The sequence below is a fragment of the Pseudomonas svalbardensis genome (assembly GCF_030053115.1).
Lineage (GTDB): Bacteria > Pseudomonadota > Gammaproteobacteria > Pseudomonadales > Pseudomonadaceae > Aquipseudomonas > Aquipseudomonas svalbardensis.
The window spans coordinates 2,917,536-2,936,452 of record NZ_CP125619.1 but is presented as its reverse complement, the minus strand read 5'-3'; the positions used below and the strand labels follow the sequence as shown (position 1 = coordinate 2,936,452).

Below are 18,917 nucleotides of genomic sequence, written 5' to 3'. Positions count from 1 at the left end.
TTTTATGGGGCGCGAAGTCAGGCCAAACACTGCGCAAATAGCTGCTGGATCGGTTGCGTGCGCTGACTGTAACGCTGCAACAACACAATCTCCCGGTAGAACGTCAACTCCCCCAACGGAATGATCCGAACCTTCGCCCCATGCTCAAGCCAGAGCCCCGCCTCGGGTAGCAGCGACACCCCTAACCCGCATTCAACCATCTTCACGATGGCTTCCAGCTCATCCAGTTCCAAAGCCACCTGCACATCAATCTGCTGCTCACGCAAAAACCGCGTCACCAATCTTCCACCGAACGAATTGCGGTCGTAACGCACGTGCGGATGGCTCGCGAGGATCTGCAACGGCTCATCGCCTTCAAGGTCCGCTGGCACGATCAATACAAACGGCTCCTTGCGGATGACCTGCGCTGACAGTTCCTTGGGCAACTCGAACGGCGGCTTGATCAGGATCGCCAGATCCACCTCACCGGTGTCCACCTGGCTCAACAGGTTCAGCGACACGCCGGGCACCAGTTTTGGCTCCAGCAACGGCGCCTGTTGCCTCAGTCGCAGCAATGCCTGGGGCAGCAGTCCGGTCTGGGCCGTGGCCACCGCGCCAATTTTCAACTCGCCGCGATACTCGCTGACATCATCGCTGACCGCCATGCGGCTGAAGGTCTCCAGCATTTCCCTGGCCATCGGCAATGCGCGCTGGCCCGCCGCATTGAGCAGCGCCTGACGTCCGGTGCGGTCGAACAAACGAATACCCAGGGCCTGTTCCAGATTGCGAATCTGCGCGCTGACGGCCGACTGGGTCAAGCCGATGTGCATACCGGCCGCGGCAAAAGTGCCGTAGCGCGTCACCGCAATGAAGGTTTTCAGTTCTCGCAGCATGGCCTTCTCGATTGATCGAAATAATTTGAGCTCGACGCAAAAATTATCGTCTTTTAATCAAAAAGCACAGGACTAAACTCAGTCTGAATCCATACAGCCGAGGCACATCCAATGCAACTCTCCCCTTTTCACTTGGCCATCCCGGTCTACGACCTGACTGCTGCACGGAATTTTTATGGTGAAGTGTTCGGCCTGGAGGAAGGTCGCTCAAGCGATCATTGGGTCGATTTCAACTTCTTCGGCCATCAGTTGGTCATTCACCTGGCGCCGAAAAACGCCTCTCAAGAAGCGGCGCACACCAATGCTGTCGACGGTCATGACGTGCCGGTGCCGCATTTTGGTGTGGTGTTGGGGATGAGCGAATGGGAGGCTCTGGCCGAGCGGTTGAAAGCCCTCGACACCCGATTCGTGATCGAACCGGGCATTCGCTTTCAGGGCTTGGTAGGTGAGCAAGCGACGATGTTTCTCTTTGATCCATGCGGCAATGCGCTTGAGTTCAAGGCGTTCAAGGACATCACTCAGTTGTTCGCCAAATGATCCGCCCCGTCCCGGATGCCACGACCCTCAGTCAGTCCGTGATCAAGGGTGAGACGACCGCCGCCGTCATCGCCGAAACGGTCCTGGAACGCATTCAGGCGCTGGAGCCGGACATCCGGGCCTTCGTCTCGTTCGATGCCCGAAAAGTACGCACCGATGCTGCGTTGCACAACAGTCGTGGCTTGCTGGCCGGAGTCCCGGTGGGGGTGAAGGATGTCTTCGACAGTGCCGACCATCCGACGCAATTTAACTCGCCCATCTATGCCGGTCATCAACCTGCCCGGGATGCCCATGTGGTGACCCTGCTCCGTCAGGCCGGCGCGCTGATCATGGGCAAGACCCACACCACTGAATTTGCGTACATGCACACCGGCCCGACCCGCAACCCGCATGACCCGGACCGCACGCCGGGCAGCTCCAGCGCCGGTTCAGCGGCCGGGATGGCAGCGGATTTCTTTGCTGTGGCGCTGGGCACCCAGACTGCCGGTTCACTGCTGAAACCGGCGTCCTATTGCGGTCTGTTCGCGTTCAAACCGTCGTTTGGACTGGTATCGCTGGAAGGCGTAAAGCCGCTGGCGCCGAGCTTCGACACCGTAGGCTGGTACGGTCGCTCGGTGCGGGATCTGCATTTGGTGGCGCAGGTGTTGATTCCAGGTTTTGCAGTGCCTGAGGTTGAACCACGTCCTCTGCAATTGGGCTTCTATCGCACAGCGCGCTGGGATCAGGTCGACCCCGAGGTGGCCAACGCCCTGAAACAGGCCGTGGACCACTTGCGCAGCGCCGGCCATCAAGTCAACGACGTGCAACTGCCAGATGAATTTGCCGGGGTATTCGACGATCACCTGTTAATCAACGATTGCGAAGGCGCCCGTTCTCTGGCGAAGGAGTTTCAGGAACACCGCGCACTGTTAAGCCCTTCGACGTTGGCAATGTTCGACCGAGCGGCGACGACAACCTGGGAACAGGAGTCCGCTGCCAAGGCCCGGTTGGCGGCGCTTGCACCGCGCCTGAATGAACGATGTCAACCCTACGACGCAATGCTCGGCCCCTGCTGCGGGATGGTCGCGCCCGTGGGTCTGGAAAGCACCGGGCCATCGGATTTCATCAAGTTCTGGGGCGCGTTCGGCTGGCCGCAGGTGAATATCCCGCTGGTTCGCGCTGTAGGATCAATGCCTATCGGTTTACAGATGATCGGCCGCTTCAGAAATGACGGTTCGTTGCTACGGGCGGCCGAACGGGTCGCTTCCGATTTGCTCACTGATCGCGGCCAATAAGCCCTCGGCCGTCTGGTGGAGCGCAGGATGAAACTCGATCTGATCGATACTGAAGCGGATGTCATAACCGCGGTGCACCGTGGCATTGCGCTCTTCGAGTATTTCTTCGAGTCGCGCCCTGATCGCGGGTATTTCCACAACGCTTGAGCCGGTCAGTAACGCGACGAATTTGTCGCTGCCCAACCGGCCGATCACATCGCTCTCGCGAAAGGCAATTCGCAGCACATCAGCGAAGGTTTTCAGGGCGTTGTCGCCCTCGGCGCGACCATAGAGATAGTTGATGTGTTTGAAGTCATCAATATTGAAATGCAGCAGCGTTGCTGGCTTTTTCAGCTGTTGGCAGACATCCAGCCCTTGTTGGGCCAGCGCTGTAAAACCGTGTCGATTGGAAAGCAGCGTCAACTCGTCCATGCTCGCCATCTGCACACCCATCAGCTCCTCCTCGGCCTTGCGGGCCAGGTCACGCAGCAGCTCGCGCTCCTGCAGTGGCGTGCGCAACGGGTTGGCGTACGTGCCTGGTTTTACCGGTTTGCCTGGGATCAGCATTACTCACTCCATTGACGGGTATATTTCTTAGAGTCGTCCATACCCGGTTTGACTCCCTGTTAACGGACCGCCGGTCAACTCCCCACGACCGGACATGGCCCTCCCGCGTCTGCCCAGCGTTTGAACTGGGTGACGAAAATGTCGTGCGGCACCGGGACCGGCGCCCTTCCCTGACCCGGATTCCAGCCCCAAAGCACCAATTTGTCGTCGCTGACATGCTTGATCAGCGCGGCGAAATCGCGGTCACCGTTGCTGGAACGGTCCTTGATCATTGCGCACAACTGGTCGGCCGGCAGACCGATCCAGGCCATTTTGTGCGCGGCTGGCGGCAGGCTCCAATGCGGCGCCCCCGGCGGTGCGTGAGCCCCATAACTGGCCGGCGGATTACGCTCGGCGTGGCAGGTAGCGCAGGGCAAAACCGCCGCGCCCTTGCCGTCCATGCCCCGTACGACGTTCATTGCGTGAGGAATCCCGGCGTCGAATTGCAACGGCGAATCGCCGGGGATATGGCAGTTCTGGCAGCGCGGGCTCTGGAAGACTTTTTGCACGGTATCGAACGCCTTGATGGCTTCTTTATCGTCAGCAAACAGGTCCTCGGCATAGCCGATCAGGCCGATCAATACCACCGCGCCAAGAATCAGATGTCGTCTCATCTCACACCCCCGACAGTTGCAGCGGCAGTTCCCGCAAGCGCTGGCCGGTCAGGGCGAACACCGCGTTGGCCACTGCCGGCGCCGTGGGCGGCACACCGGCCTCGCCGATGCCGCCGGGTTTGTCGCTACTGGGCACGATATGCACTTCCACCACCGGCATTTCGTTGAGCCGCAGCACTTGATAGTCGTGGTAATTGGACTGCACCACTTGCCCGTTCTTGAAGGTCAGTTTGCTGTGCAAGGTAAATCCGAGGCCGAAGGTGATGGCCGATTCCATTTGCGCTGCGATGCTCATCGGGTTGACCGCAATGCCGCAATCCACCGCACACACCACCCGGTGTACGCGGATCGCGAGGTTGTCCTGGGACACCTCGGCCACCTGGGCAACATAACTACCGAAAGACTCATGCACCGCGACACCCAACGCATGGCCGTCCGGCAGTGGCGCCTTCCAGTTGGCTTTCTCGACGGCCAGGTTCAGCACGCCAAGATGCCGTGGATGGTCCTTGAGCAAGGTTCGTCGGTACTCGACCGGATCCTTGCCGGCCGCCTCTGCCAGTTCGTCGATCAGCGACTCCATCACGAACGCGGTGTGGGTGTGCCCCACCGAACGCAGCCAGAGCACACGAATGCCGGTTTGCGGCGAATGCAGATCAACCTGGTGATTCGCCAACCCCTTAAGGTACGGACTGTCGGCGACCCCTTCGACAGACGTCTTGTCGATGCCATTCTTGACCATGGTCGCCTCGAATGACGTGCCTGCCATGATCGACTGCCCGACCATGACATGCTTCCAGGCGATCGGCAGGCCGCCGGCATCGAGGCCGATGCGCGCCTGATGGAGGAACGCGGAGCGGTAGTAACCACCGCGAATGTCGTCCTCCCGGGACCAGACGGTTTTCACCGGTGCGCCCGCTGCCTTGGCGACTTCCACGGCTTCAGCGACAAAGTCCGAGGTCGGATTGGCCCGGCGACCGAAACCACCGCCCAGAAACTCGGTGTGAATCTCCACCTGCTCGGGTTTGAGCCCGGTGATTTTCCCGGCGACCATTTGATCCAGCGTCTGGAACTGGGTGCCGGTCCAGATTTCGCACTTGTCCTGGGTGATTTTCACCGTGCAGTTGAGCGGTTCCATCGGCGCGTGGGCCAGGTACGGCACGCTGTACTCGACATCGATGGTCTTCAACGCTTTACCCATACCTGCCGCGACATCACCGGCCTGACTGGCCGAAGCGCCAGGGGTGGCGGCGAGTTTGCGGAAGCTTTCCAGCAGCTTCTGACTGTCGAGCCCGGTGTTCGGCCCCAGATCCCAATCGACCTTCAACGCATCGAGCCCCAGCTTCGCCGCCCAGTAATGATCGGCAATCACCGCCACCCCGGAGGGCACCTGCACCACTTTGTGCACGCCCGGAATCTCCAGCGCTTCGGCGCCTTCGAAGGATTTGACGCTGCCCCCGAACACCGGCGAGCGCGCGACCATGGCGGTCATCAGGCCGTCGAATTGCACGTCCATACCGAACTTGGCGCGGCCGGTGATTTTCTCCGGCGTGTCCAGGCGCTTGGTCGGTTTGCCGATGATTTTCCAATCCTTGGACTCCTTGAGCTTGATCGACGCTGGGTCCGGCACCGGCAGCTTGCCGGCGTCATCCGCCAGTTCGCCGTAGGTGGCGCGTTGGTCGCCGGCAATCACCACACCCGATTCGGTGCGAATTTCGGAGGGAGCAACGTTGAAGCGCTTCGCCGCCGCGTCGATCAACATCAAACGCGCCGCTGCACCGGCCTGCCGGTAGCGGTCGAACTCCATCCAGGTCGAAGTCGAACCACCGGTAATTTGCATCCCGCCAAACCCGGCCAGGCCATACTCGGCGGCCGAAGCCGGTGCATGTTCGACACGGATCTTCGACCAGTCGGCGTCCAGTTCTTCGGCGATCAACATGGTCAGGCCGGTCCAGATGCCCTGGCCCATTTCCGAATGGCCGAGCAGTATGGTGACGCTGTTGTCATTGCCGATCCGTAAAAACGCATTGGGCGCGAAAACATTGCCTTGATTCTCGGCGCCCATGGCAAAGCGATGGGCACCGGGGATGACAAACGCCACCACCAGACCACCGCCCAGCACCGCGCTGCCCTTGAGGAAACCGCGGCGTGACAGAGGATTGAGGCTGTTCATTGTTCGGACTCCCGTCAACGTGGCATCAACCGATCTCGGCGGCGCGTTTGACCGCTGCGCGGATCCTTGGGTAGGTGCCGCAGCGGCAGATGTTGCCGGACAGCGCCTGATCGATGTCGCTGTCGGTGGGTTTGGGGATTTTCGCCAGCAACGCGGCGGCCGACATGATCTGCCCGGACTGACAGTAACCGCACTGCACCACGTCGAGTTCGGCCCAGGCTTGTTGTACCGGGTGCGAACCGTCGGTGGAAAGGCCTTCGATGGTGAGGATTTTTTGCCCGTGGGCCACGGCTGTGGCGGGGGTGATGCAGGAACGCAGTGGCGCGCCGTCGACGTGCACCGTACAGGCACCGCACTGGGCCATGCCGCAACCGAATTTGGTGCCGGTCAGGTGCGCGACATCGCGCAGGACCCATAGGAGCGGCATGTCTGCGGGGACATCCAGCGCCTGGTCCTTGCCATTGATGTTGAGGGTCAGCATAGCGAATGTCCTCAGACTCACGGTGTTCTGAAGGGGCTCTCGTTAGGCCCTTGTAGGAGCCGAGCTTGCTCGCGATGAACGATAACGCGGTGTGCCAGACCTGACGCCATCGCGAGCAAGCTCGGCTCCTACAGGGTGGACGGGCTCTCGGGAACCTCGGGTTATCCCTACAGCTAAGCGCAAATTGCCGGGCGAGACAGGTTCATCGACCACCGGTCACACAAAAAAGACTGAAGTAACCCGCTCCGTGTAGCAGCTGCCGAGCCTGCGAGGCTGCGTTCGGCGACGCAGTCGTCGTAATCCTTGCGCATGCAGTTTTCCTGGCGCTCCGCAGTGCCTGACTTCACGACGACTTCGTCGCCGAACGCAGCCTCGCAGGCTCGGCAGCTGCTACCCAGAGCGGTGGGGGCTTAGAAGTCGGTGGTTGCGCACCTCGGGCCTTTATTGATTTGGCCACCCGGTGGATCGCTGAAAAGGGAAGCCTGGGCCGTCGCCTTCAGGCCACGGCGCCGACCAGACCTTTGCCCAGCCGATGCTGCGCCAGAAGACGCATCACGTAGCCGATTTTGAGCAAGGTCGGCCCGATGATGGTCATAGCATGCATCGACACCAGCACCACGATCGACAAATGACCGTCGTAGAGGTAAGCGCCGTAGATACCCGCCACCAGCAGCGCGAGACCGGCACCGAGGACCCGGCTCGACAGGTGCAGAACGTTCTGAGGATTGCTGAAGAACTCGAACATTTTTCCGTACTCCTGAATCAGAATCAGTTGTACGTTGGGTGTATCAAGTCTCGTGCCAGATTAAAAATCTATAAAAATCAAATATTTGAAGCTATACAAGTCGATATGACTACTTTCGAAAGTAGTCATATCGACCCTATAAAAAGTCATTACGACTACATCAGGGTTGTTTCACGTAAGCCGCGCTGTACTTCTGATACTCACCAAAACCGGTCACTTCTGCGGCGCCGTTGAGCAACTGCAGGCGAAACAGCGGATCTCCCTGGGAGTCCAGTGCGATGACAAGGTTACCGGCGAGCAATGGATACTGATGATGGACTTCAACAGGCGGATCCTTGAGCTGAAAAATGCTCAGGTTGATGTCCGCCATCTCGGGGCCGTTGTCGATTCCCGGTAATACTTTGACGGTCAACTCGCCGATACGCCGGTCCTGGACATTGCTCACGAGGTAGCGCCCTTCTCGCTGACTGTCAGTAACCCGCTCAAGCTTTTGCGCGGCGACTTTGAACGCGGTCGGCCTCACATTGATGCTTAATTGACGAGAGCCGTTGATCCACGTGCCGGTCTGGCTGCCCTGTTCGTTCGGCGTGCCTTCGACGAACCAGTTGCCGATCATCTGACCGTCGTCGTCCAGTTCACGCAGAACAATACCGCCATCTTCGTAGGTATTGCCCACCAGCCGGATCGGTTTACCGCTGCCGGTTTTGCTGTAGCGAACTTCCCCAACGTAGACATCACCCTGACGTTGCCACCACAGCTCAACGGGGATCTTGTCATCGAGGGTGCCGCGCAACATGACGGGCACTTCACCAACAGGACCTTCGAGACGACGACGCTCCGTCCATTGGCCGGACTTCAGTTCACGATCGGTCACGTCCACATAGCCAGAAGGCATAAACGGGTTGGCTTCCGACGGTTTTTGCACCACCTCTGTTTTCTCGGCCACCTTCACAGGACGGTTGTCCTGTATTTGCCATGTCGCGCTCTGGCGCCAACAGCAACCGCTTTTGGACTGGGTATGCAGGCGCTTGGTGACCGGATCGATGTCGAACATGCCCAGATTTGCGTCACGGGTCAGAGCGGCAAAGGACGTGCTCGACACGAGCGTCGGACTCTCGGGATCGAACAGATAAATGTCGTAGGAAGGACCGCCATAGCCCGCTTCATTGCCATTGCGTACGGCAAGATCTTGCTGCCCGTCGAAATTGAAATCGCCGAACAACAGCAGACTTTGATCGGCATACGCCAGGTTGCGGTCGAACTCCGAAGCTTTGTGGCCTGGCTTGAACAGGGCGAACGCTTCGGCTGACTCGATGCGCTGCAGCACCTGCCCGCCAGCCCTTTCGCGCAACGTAATCAGCGCAGGGGCGCCGTCGAAAGTCTGGGTGGGCGGCTGTGCAAACAGCACGTCGATGACGTATTTCTGCGCAGGATCCGTGAGGTGATACGTCAACGGCTCGGCGCTTACAGCAGCGGCAACCAGCAGACAGGAAACAGCCAATAAACGAGGGGCAACCATGATGCAGAGCGTCCTTGCGGCAAACCAGATCGGCAAGTCTAGCGGCTATCGGGTCGGGCCGACATTGTTGATGCCATCGACAAAGGAAACTCTTTCAACTTGTCGATCTACGGTACGGCCCGACGAGCCGAGGCTGACTACGCTGAAAGTCCAGCCTGAGTAATCCGTAGAGGAGCTACACCATGCACCGCGTTCAAAAACTCACGCCCTGTCTGTGGTTCGACAATCAGGCCGAGGAAGCCGCGAAGTTCTATTGTGCGATCTTCGATCATTCGAAAATCAGCGCCACCACCCACTACGGCAAGGCCGGTCAGGATATCCACGCCAGGCCCGAAGGTTCGGTGATGACGGTCAGTTTCGAACTGGACGGACAGAGTTTTACCGGCCTCAACGGCGGTCCCCTACTCAAGTTCAATGAAGCGGTTTCATTTCAGGTCAATTGCCATACTCAGGAAGAAGTTGACCACTTCTGGGGGCGCCTGTCCGCGGGCGGTCCCGTTGAGGCCCAGCAATGCGGCTGGCTCAAGGACAAATTCGGCGTGTCCTGGCAGATCGTGCCGGTGGCCCTGATGGACATGATTAAAGATCCCGACACAGCAAAATCCCAACGCGCCATGACGGCGATGTTGCAGATGAAAAAACTCGATATCGCAGCGCTGCAACGAGCCTTTGACGGCGAGAGCTAATACACTTCGACGCTGACCTGCCGAGGACTGACCATGAAGCCCGCCGTTGCCAAAAACGCTGACAAAGCCCCGCGCTTCTGGCGCGACGACGCCCTGCCGTTCATCGAAGCCCGCTCCATCGCCGACGGCCGCGAGGTCTGCTACACCCGGCATTCTCACGAGCACTTTTCCATCGGTGCGATCACGGCCGGGCGCAGTACCTACCTCCACGAGCAATCGGAGTTTCAGGTCAGTGCCGGCACCGTGGTACTGATGAATCCCGGCGATGTCCACGCCTGCAATCCCATCGATGACCAGCCGTGGTCGTACCTGATGCTGTACGTCGAGACACCTTGGCTGACCGATTTGCAACATCAGCTCGGCTTCAGCCAGGACTTGGCGTTTCGCCGGTTTTCCATCACCCACACTCACGACAGCGACCTGTTTGCCGGCCTGAAAGGTTTGTACGACGTGCTGGTCGATGCGCAGCAAGACGTGTTGCGCAAGCAAAGCGCGGCCGTGGAGTTTTTCACCGACGTACAGCAGCGGCTCAATCCGATCGATCAACCGCTGCGCGAGCCCAATTTCAAACTGGAACGGGCGGCCGATTACATCCGCGACAACTGCACGCACATGCTCAAACTCGAAGACATTTGCGAGGCGGCCCAGCTATCGCCGTCCTACCTGATCCGTGCGTTCAAGCAGCATTACGCCATGACGCCCCACGCCTTTCTGGTCAACCGGCGTATCCAGTTCGCCCGCGATCAGCTGCGCAGCGGCAAGCTGATCGCCGATGTGGCACTCGAAGCCGGGTTTGCCGATCAGGCGCATTTTCAGCGAGCGTTCAAACAACATCTGGCGGCGACGCCGGGGCAGTACCGCGGTTAAAACAACAGGTACACCGCGCTCGCCGCCAGCAGCAACGCCATGCTCCGATTGAACAGGCGCATGCCCGCCGAGTTACTCAGATAGCCGCGTAAAAACGTCCCGGCATAGGCCCAGCAGCCGACGGACAGGTAGCAAATCACCAGATACACCGCCGCAAACTGCCAGACCAGTCGCGCCTCGCCATCCGCCACAAAAGCGCCCATGCCGGCAACACAAGCCAGCCAGGCTTTCGGATTGAGCCATTGCATGACGGCGCCGTACAGCATCGACGGCGCACGGCCTGACTCTTTCGCATCCAGATGTCCCTTGTCGGCAGCCAACTTGAAGGCCATGTACAACAGGAACGCCACACCCGCCCATTGCACCACCTGCGTCAGCGCTGGCCATCGCTGCAACACTTCATGCAGCCCTAATCCCATCAATACCAACAACACGACAAAACCCAACGTCGCCCCGGCTACATGCCGTTGACTGGCGCGAAAACCAAACTGCGCGCCGGAACTCAACGCCACGATATTCACCGGCCCTGGCGTTATCGAGGCCACCAATGCAAATGCCGCCATCGAGATAATCAGACTCATCACAGACCTTCTTCAATTGAGTTGAACGAGGCCTCAAGGTAAAGAGCGACCTGATGGCTGTATTGAACAAAACACCCCTCAGCTGTACCGCGACCGCCGTCCACCACTGTATGAGTCAAGCCACCCCAGGCCTGTGATAAAAATACCGTTCCTGCTTTTGGAACCCCGCCATGGACCTCGCCACCCTCACCCTGTTTCTACCGGCCTGCTTCGCCCTGAACATGGCGCCCGGGCCGAACAACCTGTTGTCGGTCAGCAACTCGACCCGCTAAGGCTACCGCATCGCCTGTGTCGCCGGGATCGGTCGGCTGCTTGCGTTCGCCGGCATGATCGCCCTCGCGTCTGCGGGGTTGGCGGTGGTGCTGCAAACGTCAGGGTTGTTGTTTTACGGAATCAAGATTCTGGGGGCGGCGTATCTGCTCGACCTCGCCTGGCAATTGTGGCGCGCGGATCCCGGGGCGGAAAACAGGGTGGAAGGTGCTCCGGCGGGGATGCTGGCGTTGGCATGGCAAGAGTTCCTGGTGGCGGCCGGCAACCCTGACGATGGCCAATCGAAAGTTCGCTGATAGTCCGTATCGGCCAGAAGCGGACATTCGAGTCTACGTCCGCTGCGGATCGTCATAATTCGGCAACTCGATCGCATCAGCCTTCAGAGAAAGGATTTTTCCGAATAAGGTCTTTAACCCCGGTGCGGTGGCCATCCTCAACACCGCGTGACCGAGCGCGATACCAAATCGCGAATGCGGCGATGCCAGTCTAGGCGCGGACTTGGGTACGCTTAGCGCCTGAGCGACGTAACGGCGCATCAGTTTTTCGTAGGCCGCAAACGCGCGGGCGTGGTCGGCGTGGCGGCTCAGTTCGCCAGCCAACACATAAGCGCCGCACAGTCCCAGACTTGTGCCCATGCCGCTGATAGGCGATGCCCAATAGGCTGCGTCACCAACTAGCGCGATGCGCCCTTTGTTCCAACAGGGCATCTTGACCTGACCTACCGCGTCCAGATAAAGGTCGGTCGCCTCCTCCAGCGCAGCGAGCACGCGAGGTGTCTCCCAACCGGCGTCGGCAAACATTTGCTTGAGCAGCGATTTCTGCTCGGCCAGCTTGAACTCATCGGTCGCGCGACTCATGTCACGTAGTCTCAGGCTATCCAATTTCAGGATGCGCTTGAGGTGGGCAAACAACATTTCGACCTTTTTACGTTCGTGGCTAGAGCGCACGTACACAGGTGTCGCTGCGATTCGAAGACTACAAGGAGCAGCGTCTGCACAACGCTTTCAATTGTCGCTTGCCGAGGGAGTTCAGGCGCTTGGCAATAGCATTATTTGAACAAGGCGTTGGCGTCCGTTTTTGTGGGGGCAAGCCCAGTTTGAGACGTTAGCTGTACAAAATAATAATTTGGTATAACTTTTAAAGGCGCCCATTGAGTTTTACTGAGGTCTTGCATGACTATGCAGACGGATCGCTTAATCCGCCGCGTTATCTGTCTTGTTCTGATGCTCCAGAGTGCAGAACTATTTGCTGATTGGCGTGAGGCTTTACCCGATGCTCGTCTGTTGGGTAGCGGGGATATGCGAGTATTTGGTTTCTCCATCTACAGCGCGCATTTCTGGAGCCCACGCCTGATTGCCGGTGAACCGCTGGGTGCAGATGTGCCTTTTGCGCTGGAGCTGACCTACAGTCGCGCTATTAGTCGCGATGATCTGGTCGAGGCCAGCATCAAGGAAATCCGTCGCCTGTCACCCAACTCCCTGAATTCAGAGCTGATGGCTCGCTGGGAGTGGGAAATGCAGCAAGCGTTTGTCGATGTGGGCGCAGGTGACCGCATCACCGGAGTCTATATGCCTGGAGAGGGCGCACGTTTTTACGTCGGCGAGAACCTACAGCATGTGGTGAGGGATGATGCGTTCGCCAAAGCCTTTTTTGCGATCTGGCTTGACCCCCGAACACGTAACCCGGAGCTGCGCGCCCAATTGCTGGGCGCAGCTAAACCCTGAGGTCGTTGAGCAAATGCACATGTTGAAGATATGGATAATGCTGCTATGCATTGGCCTTGCGAGTTGCAGCCGGGTAGATGTGCATACCTACAGCCAGGAGACGCCCAAGCTTGAGTTGCGCGAATTCTTCGAGGGCCGGGTCGAAGCTTGGGGTATGTTTCAAAAGCGTTCAGGCGAGGTCACCAAGCGCTTTCACGTGGAGATCAATGGCCACTCCGAAGGTAGCAGACTGATACTCGACGAATCATTTACTTACAGCGATGGTACTAAGCAAAAACGAGTGTGGACGCTAACCCCTGTTGGCCCTAGCCAATGGCGCGGAACCGCTGGCGACGTGGTGGGCGAGGCGCGTGGTGAGGTGGCAGGCAATGCACTGCGCTGGAGATATGTGCTGAGCCTTCCGGTGGATGGCAAGGAGTATCAGGTTCAGTTAGACGACTGGATGTACCTTATGGACAAGAACACCATGATCAATCGCTCGTTCATGACCAAATTCGGGGTGGAGGTAGGTCAGATCACCTTGTTCTTCCGCAAGCAGCCTTGAGTCAACGGGCATGCTGTCCGGCCATCCAGTGCAACGCCGACATCAATATCGCCCAAAGAAAAGGGGCTTGCAATGAGGGGGAGTCCATATACGGTCATTGGATTTTGCTAGTAGACGGCACCAAATTAGCGGCAAGCTCCTCCAGTAACGCACTGACTTTGGGAAGTGCCTGTCGACTTTTGATCCAAACCAGATTGATCGCTAGGCCATCGGTTGCCAAGTGGGGAAGCACTTCAACCAATGTCCCCTCTTCAAGCTGACGCTTGATCAACCACGAAGGTAACTGCGCGATCCCGCATCCCGCCGATACCGCGATCACCAGACCTTCGCCATCTCCCACAACGAACTTTGCGGCTATCGCCCTGCGTTCAATTTCGCCCGGGTGCTTTCCTGAAAAACTCCAAGGGTTAACCGTTCCATCCGCCCAGCCGTAAGCGATGCACTGATGCTGTTCCAAATCACGATCGGTCACAGGCGTGCCATGTTTGCTCAAGTACGCGGGCGACGCACAGAAGATATGCCACTCACTGCCCAGATAGCGATGCCCCAGCGCAGCGGGCCAAATGTCCGAACCACCGATGCGTACAACGATATCGACACTTTCCTCGATAGGGTCGATGAAACGGTCAGAAAACGAAATGTGTGGGAGCAACAGCGCATGTTCCTGAGCAAACCGGAGAATGACCGGAAGCGCCTGCAAGCGGCCGAAGGCACCTGGAAGGTCAATGCGAATCCTGCCACGAGGCTCAGTGTTTTCGGCATGCAGAGACAGCTCAGCCTCTTCCAGGTCAGCCAGGACGCCTGTACACGTGCGATAGAACGCAACCCCCGCATCCGTCAGTGACAAGCGTCGTGTCGTGCGATGGAACAACCGAACCCCAAGCCTGCTTTCCAATCGAGCGATGCCTTTGCTGACTGCCGACCCCGTCAGACTCATCCGCTCGGCAGCGGTTTTGAAACTGCCGCAGTCCGCGACGCAGACAAATACATCAATGCCCTTTAATCGTTCGGAGGAAAACATGGATGCTCCGTATTAATGAACTAAGTTCCGCAAACTTGATAATAAACATCATAAATCAGAACAGGATTCCCCAGTAAGATTGATTCCGACGCATCAATCAACAAGATGCGACTGGCGAATTCCATAAAAACAACCTGCTGAACGATGAGGCAAGGATGCTGACCACATTAAAAAACTATCCGACGACGGTAAATTTGCTGCTCTCAGCGTCCCTGATATTGACCTTGGCGCGAGCTATCACCCTGCCTTATCTGGTCATCTACCTTTCCAGCAGTTTCGGCTTGAACGTCGCCGATATCGGCCTGGTCATTGGCAGCACACTGATTATCGGGTCGTTATTGAGCCTTTACGGTGGCTTTCTGGTTGATAAAATGTCCAGTTACCGGCTGATCCTGGGACTCAGCGGTGTGTTTACGCTGGGTTTTCTCGGGACGTTTCTTGCTCGCGATCTCTGGCTGTTCTACAGCTGCCTGCTATTGATCAACCTGGCTTATGCGGTCATTGATATCGCGGTCAAATCAGGATTTGGCAGTCTGCTTCCCGTCACTGATCGCAGCGAAGTTTTCTCGATCAAATACACGCTGACCAATATCGGGTATGCCGTCGGCCCGTTTCTTGGCGCTGGGATGGCCAAGCTGGATATCAGCTTGCCATTCCTGTTATCCGCCGGGCTTGGGGCAGGATTCTTCTTCATCTATTTCGTTTGGGGCGATAGAGACCTGAACGCCACCGATGAAGCTCAGAAACCCGCGCCGTTTCTCGCCGTGGGAAAACTACTGCTCCAGGATTATCGGTTGGTGTGTTTCACCCTTGGCGGGCTCTTCAGCGCGGTGGTCTTTGGCCAGTTCACCGCTTATCTCTCGCAGTATCTGGTGGTCACTACTACGCCAGAATCTACCTACCAGATCATCAGTACCGTTGTGGCTACCAACGCACTCATGGTTATCGGGTTGCAATATTCCATAGGCAGAAAGATCTCCCACAGACACCTGAATTTGTGGCTTGCGGCGGGGCTGAGCATGTTCATGATGGGGTTGGCGGGTTTTGCCCTGTCGACCTCTATTCTGCTCTGGGTCATTTCCATGGCCATCTTCACGGTCGGCGAGATCATCGTATTCCCCGCCGAGTACATGTTCATCGACAAAATCGCTCCAGACAACCTGCGCGGCATGTATTACGGAGCGCAAAACCTGTCCAACCTCGGTGCAGCACTGGGCCCGGTTCTTTGCGGAGTCGTATTGGCGACCCAGCGTCCTCACTACATCTTCTACATGCTCGCGCTCTTCATTGTTGCGGGTGGATTGTTTTACCTCCTGGGAGGTTCCAATTTGAGCGCTACAACGGGTAAGGATCCTGATTGATGGGCAGCAATGAGGAAGCCGGTGAGGAATCAAAAAATCACCTTGTAAATGTCCGTTTTGGGTCGAAAGCGGGCAACCAGCAGCTGAGATTCAAGCTGGGCACCAGCAATCCGAAAGCGATCCTGATCTTCACCGCGTTCCTGCCCCAATTTGTCGACTCGACCCAAGCCGTATCGCCGCAATTCGCCGTGTTGGGCGCGTTGTTCCTGGCGCTGGAATGGATCGCCATCGGCGGCCTCGGTGTTGCTGATGGCGCGACGGGCCTGATTGGCGGGATCTGTGGAATTCTCTGTCGATTTTTCGGTGGAGGCGTTGGGCGACGCGTCTTATGCTCACTGCATGAACCTACAAAACGCTTTGCTTCCGCCCCACGCCGAGATGGTTCGCGCCATGCTCGAACGAGACACCGCCTACGAGGGGGTGTTCTTTACCGCGGTCAAAACCACCGGCATCTTCTGTCGCCCCAGTTGCACGGCGCGCAAACCGAAACCGGAGAATGTCGAGTTCTTCGCTCATGCCGATGAGTGCATGTCCGCGGGCTACCGCGCTTGCCTGCGCTGCAAACCACTGGACGCGGCGGCCATCGCGCCGGGCTGGGTGCAGCAGCTGCTCAAATCGGTGGATGCCGACCCTGAGCAGCGCTGGACCGATGCCCGGCTGCTGGCCGAGGGCATCGAACCGCTGAAACTGCGCCGCTGGTTCAAGCAGCATTTCGGCATGACCTTTCACGCCTGGCTGCGCACCCGGCGCCTCGGCATGGCGTTGGGCGGGATCAAACAGGGCGATTCCATCGACAACGCCGCATTCGATTCGGGCTACGAGTCCCTGAGCGGGTTTCGCGATGCGTTTCAAAAGTCCTTCAACATCACGCCCGGCCGCGCCGCCAACAGCGAGCCACTGCTGTTCACTCGCCTGACCACACCGCTGGGGCCGATGATCGTCATGGCCGAACGACGTGGGCTGGTGCTGCTGGAGTTTCTTGATCGGCCAGCGCTGACCAAGGAAGTCGAAGAATTGCAGAATCGATACGGCTATGCGGTCGCGCCAGGACATAACGCGCATTTGCAGCAGATTGAAGCCGAGCTGACGCAGTACTTCGCCGGCAAACTCACTGACTTCAACGTTCCACTACACTTGCCTGGCAGCGATTTCGCCCGACAGGTCTGGGCCGAACTGGCGAAGATCCCGTACGGCCAGACCATTACCTACGGCGCCATTGCGGCGTTATTGGGCAAGCCCGGCGCCAGTCGCGCCGTGGGCCTGGCCAACGGGCATAACCGTCTTTCGATTGTTGTGCCCTGTCACCGGGTGATCGGCGCAGACGGTTCGCTGACCGGCTATGGTGGAGGGCAACCGCGCAAGGCGTTCTTGCTAAGGCTGGAAAAATCGGCGGTGCAGATCACGCAACAACTCGCATTCTGATCATTTACGGGTTTCTCAAAAAGTCATAAGGAAGGACATTCGATGGACAACCTATTTCACCAGTTGCACCACGACGGCTTGCTGATCCTCACCAACGTCGCCGATGCCGCCGGGGCGCGCATAGTGGAACAGCTGGGCTGTAAAGCCGTCGCCACCAGCAGCGCGGCAGTCGCCTGGGCTCACGGTTATCCGGATGGCAATGCCCTGCCCCTTGAGCGCCTGATTTCAACGGTCGAGTCCATCGCCCGGGTGATCTCGGTGCCGTTGACCGTGGACATCGAGGCCGGTTATTCCGATGACCTGACGCGGGTGGCCGACCTCATCGATGCGGTGATTGCCGCCGGGGCCGTCGGGATCAACATCGAGGACGGTGCGTCCCCGCCCGAACTGCTGGTGCGCAAGATCGAAATCGCTCGGCAGGTTGCCAGTCGCCGAAATGTGAAGCTGTTCATCAACGCCCGCACCGATGTGTACCTCAAAAGCCTGGTGCCCGCCGAAGATCGCGTGGCCGAGACGCTCAAGCGCGCCGCGTTGTATCAGGTGGCCGGTGCCGATGGGTTGTTTGCTGCCGGAGTCACCGCGGAATACGAGATCGCTGCGCTCTGCCAGGGCACCACGCTGCCGGTGAACGTTCTCGGCCTGCCGGGCCTGCCGTCGCCTGAAGAGCTGAAAGCCCTCGGCGTACGCCGTTTGAGCGCGGGTTCACGCATCGCCGAGTTTCTTTATGGCGCCATGAGCGCACTGGCCAAGAGTTTTCTGGAAACAGGGACACTCGACAGCCGTGATCTTAAGGCCTTCACCTATGGCGAAGTGAACGCGCTGTTGGCGCCGTCCGGGAAAGCTTGACCCCATGCCCGACGCCTATCTGCCCGCCACCAAGTTTCTATCGTCCATCGATGAGGACTGGCGCCGCCACATCGCCGCCATCGGTCCTTGCCTGCATCAGCCCCATGCGGCTCGCGATCCTTATGAGTCGCTGGTGCGGGCGATTGCCTACCAGCAACTGCACGCAAAGGCTGGGGATGCGATTGTCGGTCGGTTGATCGCGTTGTTTGGGACGGGCGCGTTCCCGAAGCCTGAACAGATTCTGGCGACAGGCTTTGATCAACTGCGCGGTTGCGGGTTTTCCGCTGGCAAGATCGCGACCATTCAGGGCATTGCCCAAGCGGCGCTGGACAGTGTGGTGCCGGATTACGCCACGGCACTGGCCATGGAGGATGAAGCCTTGATCGAGCGCCTGATTACCCTGCGCGGAGTTGGGCGTTGGACGGTTGAGATGTTGCTGATTTACAGCCTGGAACGGCCGGATATTTTGCCGGCCGATGATTTTGGGGTGCGTGAGGGGTATCGGCGGATTAAGGGGTTGGAGGTGCAGCCCAATCGCAAGCAGATGATTGAGATCGGGCTGGGGTGGCGTCCGTTTCGGACGGTGGCGGCGTGGTATTTGTGGCGTGTGCCGAAACCACCCCTCACCCCAACCCTCTCCCCAAGGGGTAGAGGGGGCTGACCGAGGTGTTCTACGAGATCCATCGACCTGTGAAACCGAGTCGATTATGGATTCAATACAATACTTTCAGGTCGCAGTAATTCGTCAGGTCTTTACGGTCAGCTCCCTCGCCCCTCTGGGGCGGTCCGACGTTTCGG

At 58.5% G+C, this 18,917-nt stretch carries 20 protein-coding genes and 3 pseudogenes; 12 read left to right on the top strand and 11 right to left on the bottom strand.

What is annotated here, in order from left to right:
- Window positions 1-17: 17 nt before the first annotated feature.
- Complete coding sequence (locus tag QFX16_RS13555) at window positions 18-872, bottom strand: LysR family transcriptional regulator (RefSeq protein ID WP_283184319.1); 855 nt, start codon at window positions 870-872, stop codon at window positions 18-20.
- A gap of 111 nt (window positions 873-983) precedes the next feature.
- Here QFX16_RS13555 and QFX16_RS13550 point away from each other — a divergent pair, with 111 nt between their 5' ends.
- Window positions 984-1,409, top strand: a complete 426-nt coding sequence (locus QFX16_RS13550; RefSeq protein ID WP_283184318.1) for a VOC family protein — start codon at window positions 984-986, stop codon at window positions 1,407-1,409.
- Entirely contained in the window at window positions 1,406-2,683 is a 1,278-nt protein-coding gene (locus tag QFX16_RS13545; RefSeq protein WP_283184317.1) for an amidase, read from the top strand. The genes QFX16_RS13550 and QFX16_RS13545 overlap by 4 nt, the downstream gene beginning before the upstream one ends.
- On the opposite strand, the gene QFX16_RS13540 is transcribed toward QFX16_RS13545, so the two are convergent.
- From QFX16_RS13540 to QFX16_RS13515, 6 genes are all read right to left on the bottom strand, one after another.
- Window positions 2,630-3,229, bottom strand: a complete 600-nt coding sequence (locus QFX16_RS13540; RefSeq protein WP_283184316.1) for a GGDEF domain-containing protein — start codon at window positions 3,227-3,229, stop codon at window positions 2,630-2,632. The two genes, QFX16_RS13545 and QFX16_RS13540, sit on opposite strands and share 54 nt — an antisense overlap.
- 74 nt (window positions 3,230-3,303) lie before the next feature.
- Window positions 3,304-3,882, bottom strand: coding sequence for a hypothetical protein (locus tag QFX16_RS13535; protein WP_283184315.1), 579 nt, complete (start codon window positions 3,880-3,882; stop codon window positions 3,304-3,306).
- A gap of 1 nt (window position 3,883) precedes the next feature.
- Window positions 3,884-6,052 carry a xanthine dehydrogenase family protein molybdopterin-binding subunit gene (locus tag QFX16_RS13530; RefSeq protein WP_283184314.1) on the bottom strand — a complete coding sequence of 723 codons (2,169 nt, stop codon included), beginning with the start codon at window positions 6,050-6,052 and terminating at the stop codon, window positions 3,884-3,886.
- 25 nt (window positions 6,053-6,077) lie between these two features.
- Complete coding sequence (locus QFX16_RS13525; protein ID WP_054615082.1) at window positions 6,078-6,533, bottom strand: (2Fe-2S)-binding protein; 456 nt, start codon at window positions 6,531-6,533, stop codon at window positions 6,078-6,080.
- 496 nt (window positions 6,534-7,029) lie between these two features.
- A complete protein-coding gene (locus QFX16_RS13520) occupies window positions 7,030-7,278 on the bottom strand; it encodes a transmembrane sensor/regulator PpyR (protein ID WP_283184313.1) in 249 nt (82 codons plus the stop codon).
- Window positions 7,279-7,438: 160 nt separating this feature from the next.
- On the bottom strand, window positions 7,439-8,797 hold the full coding sequence (locus tag QFX16_RS13515; protein ID WP_283184312.1) for an XAC2610-related protein: 1,359 nt from the start codon (window positions 8,795-8,797) through the stop codon (window positions 7,439-7,441).
- Between the two features lie 182 nt (window positions 8,798-8,979).
- Here QFX16_RS13515 and QFX16_RS13510 point away from each other — a divergent pair, with 182 nt between their 5' ends.
- A complete protein-coding gene (locus QFX16_RS13510; protein WP_283184311.1) occupies window positions 8,980-9,483 on the top strand; it encodes a VOC family protein in 504 nt (167 codons plus the stop codon).
- 33 nt (window positions 9,484-9,516) lie between these two features.
- Entirely contained in the window at window positions 9,517-10,350 is an 834-nt protein-coding gene (locus QFX16_RS13505) for an AraC family transcriptional regulator (RefSeq protein WP_283184310.1), read from the top strand.
- On the opposite strand, the gene QFX16_RS13500 is transcribed toward QFX16_RS13505, so the two are convergent.
- On the bottom strand, window positions 10,347-10,931 hold the full coding sequence (locus tag QFX16_RS13500) for a LysE family translocator (RefSeq protein WP_283184309.1): 585 nt from the start codon (window positions 10,929-10,931) through the stop codon (window positions 10,347-10,349). The genes QFX16_RS13505 and QFX16_RS13500 overlap by 4 nt on opposite strands.
- 170 nt (window positions 10,932-11,101) lie before the next feature.
- Here QFX16_RS13500 and QFX16_RS13495 point away from each other — a divergent pair.
- Window positions 11,102-11,470 (top strand): annotated as a pseudogene (locus QFX16_RS13495) (LysE family translocator); the annotation flags it as partial.
- 60 nt (window positions 11,471-11,530) lie between these two features.
- On the opposite strand, the gene QFX16_RS29545 reads toward QFX16_RS13495, so the two are convergent.
- Window positions 11,531-11,908 carry an FAD-dependent monooxygenase gene (locus QFX16_RS29545; protein ID WP_349294217.1) on the bottom strand — a complete coding sequence of 126 codons (378 nt, stop codon included), beginning with the start codon at window positions 11,906-11,908 and terminating at the stop codon, window positions 11,531-11,533.
- 90 nt (window positions 11,909-11,998) lie between these two features.
- Window positions 11,999-12,172, bottom strand: a pseudogene (locus QFX16_RS29720) (IS5/IS1182 family transposase); the annotation flags it as partial.
- A 201-nt stretch (window positions 12,173-12,373) separates the two neighbouring features.
- On the opposite strand from QFX16_RS29720, the gene QFX16_RS13485 reads away from it, so the two are divergent.
- On the top strand, window positions 12,374-12,925 hold the full coding sequence (locus QFX16_RS13485) for a chalcone isomerase family protein (protein WP_283184308.1): 552 nt from the start codon (window positions 12,374-12,376) through the stop codon (window positions 12,923-12,925).
- 19 nt (window positions 12,926-12,944) lie between these two features.
- Window positions 12,945-13,469, top strand: a complete 525-nt coding sequence (locus tag QFX16_RS13480; RefSeq protein WP_283184307.1) for a DUF3833 domain-containing protein — start codon at window positions 12,945-12,947, stop codon at window positions 13,467-13,469.
- 94 nt (window positions 13,470-13,563) lie between these two features.
- Here the strand turns inward: QFX16_RS13480 and QFX16_RS13475 are convergent, their stop codons facing one another.
- A complete protein-coding gene (locus QFX16_RS13475) occupies window positions 13,564-14,490 on the bottom strand; it encodes a LysR family transcriptional regulator (RefSeq protein WP_283184306.1) in 927 nt (308 codons plus the stop codon).
- A gap of 155 nt (window positions 14,491-14,645) precedes the next feature.
- On the opposite strand from QFX16_RS13475, the gene QFX16_RS13470 reads away from it, so the two are divergent.
- From QFX16_RS13470 to QFX16_RS13450, 5 genes and pseudogenes are all read left to right on the top strand, one after another.
- Entirely contained in the window at window positions 14,646-15,851 is a 1,206-nt protein-coding gene (locus QFX16_RS13470; RefSeq protein ID WP_283184305.1) for an MFS transporter, read from the top strand.
- A 104-nt stretch (window positions 15,852-15,955) separates the two neighbouring features.
- A pseudogene (locus tag QFX16_RS13465) lies at window positions 15,956-16,084 on the top strand (LysE family translocator); the annotation flags it as partial.
- A gap of 106 nt (window positions 16,085-16,190) precedes the next feature.
- A complete protein-coding gene (locus tag QFX16_RS13460) occupies window positions 16,191-17,273 on the top strand; it encodes a bifunctional transcriptional activator/DNA repair enzyme AdaA (RefSeq protein ID WP_283184304.1) in 1,083 nt (360 codons plus the stop codon).
- 42 nt (window positions 17,274-17,315) lie between these two features.
- Window positions 17,316-18,119: an isocitrate lyase/PEP mutase family protein gene (locus QFX16_RS13455; protein ID WP_283184303.1), complete on the top strand. Its 804-nt coding sequence runs from the start codon at window positions 17,316-17,318 to the stop codon at window positions 18,117-18,119.
- A 4-nt stretch (window positions 18,120-18,123) separates the two neighbouring features.
- On the top strand, window positions 18,124-18,780 hold the full coding sequence (locus tag QFX16_RS13450; protein ID WP_283184302.1) for a DNA-3-methyladenine glycosylase family protein: 657 nt from the start codon (window positions 18,124-18,126) through the stop codon (window positions 18,778-18,780).
- Window positions 18,781-18,917: the final 137 nt, after the last annotated feature.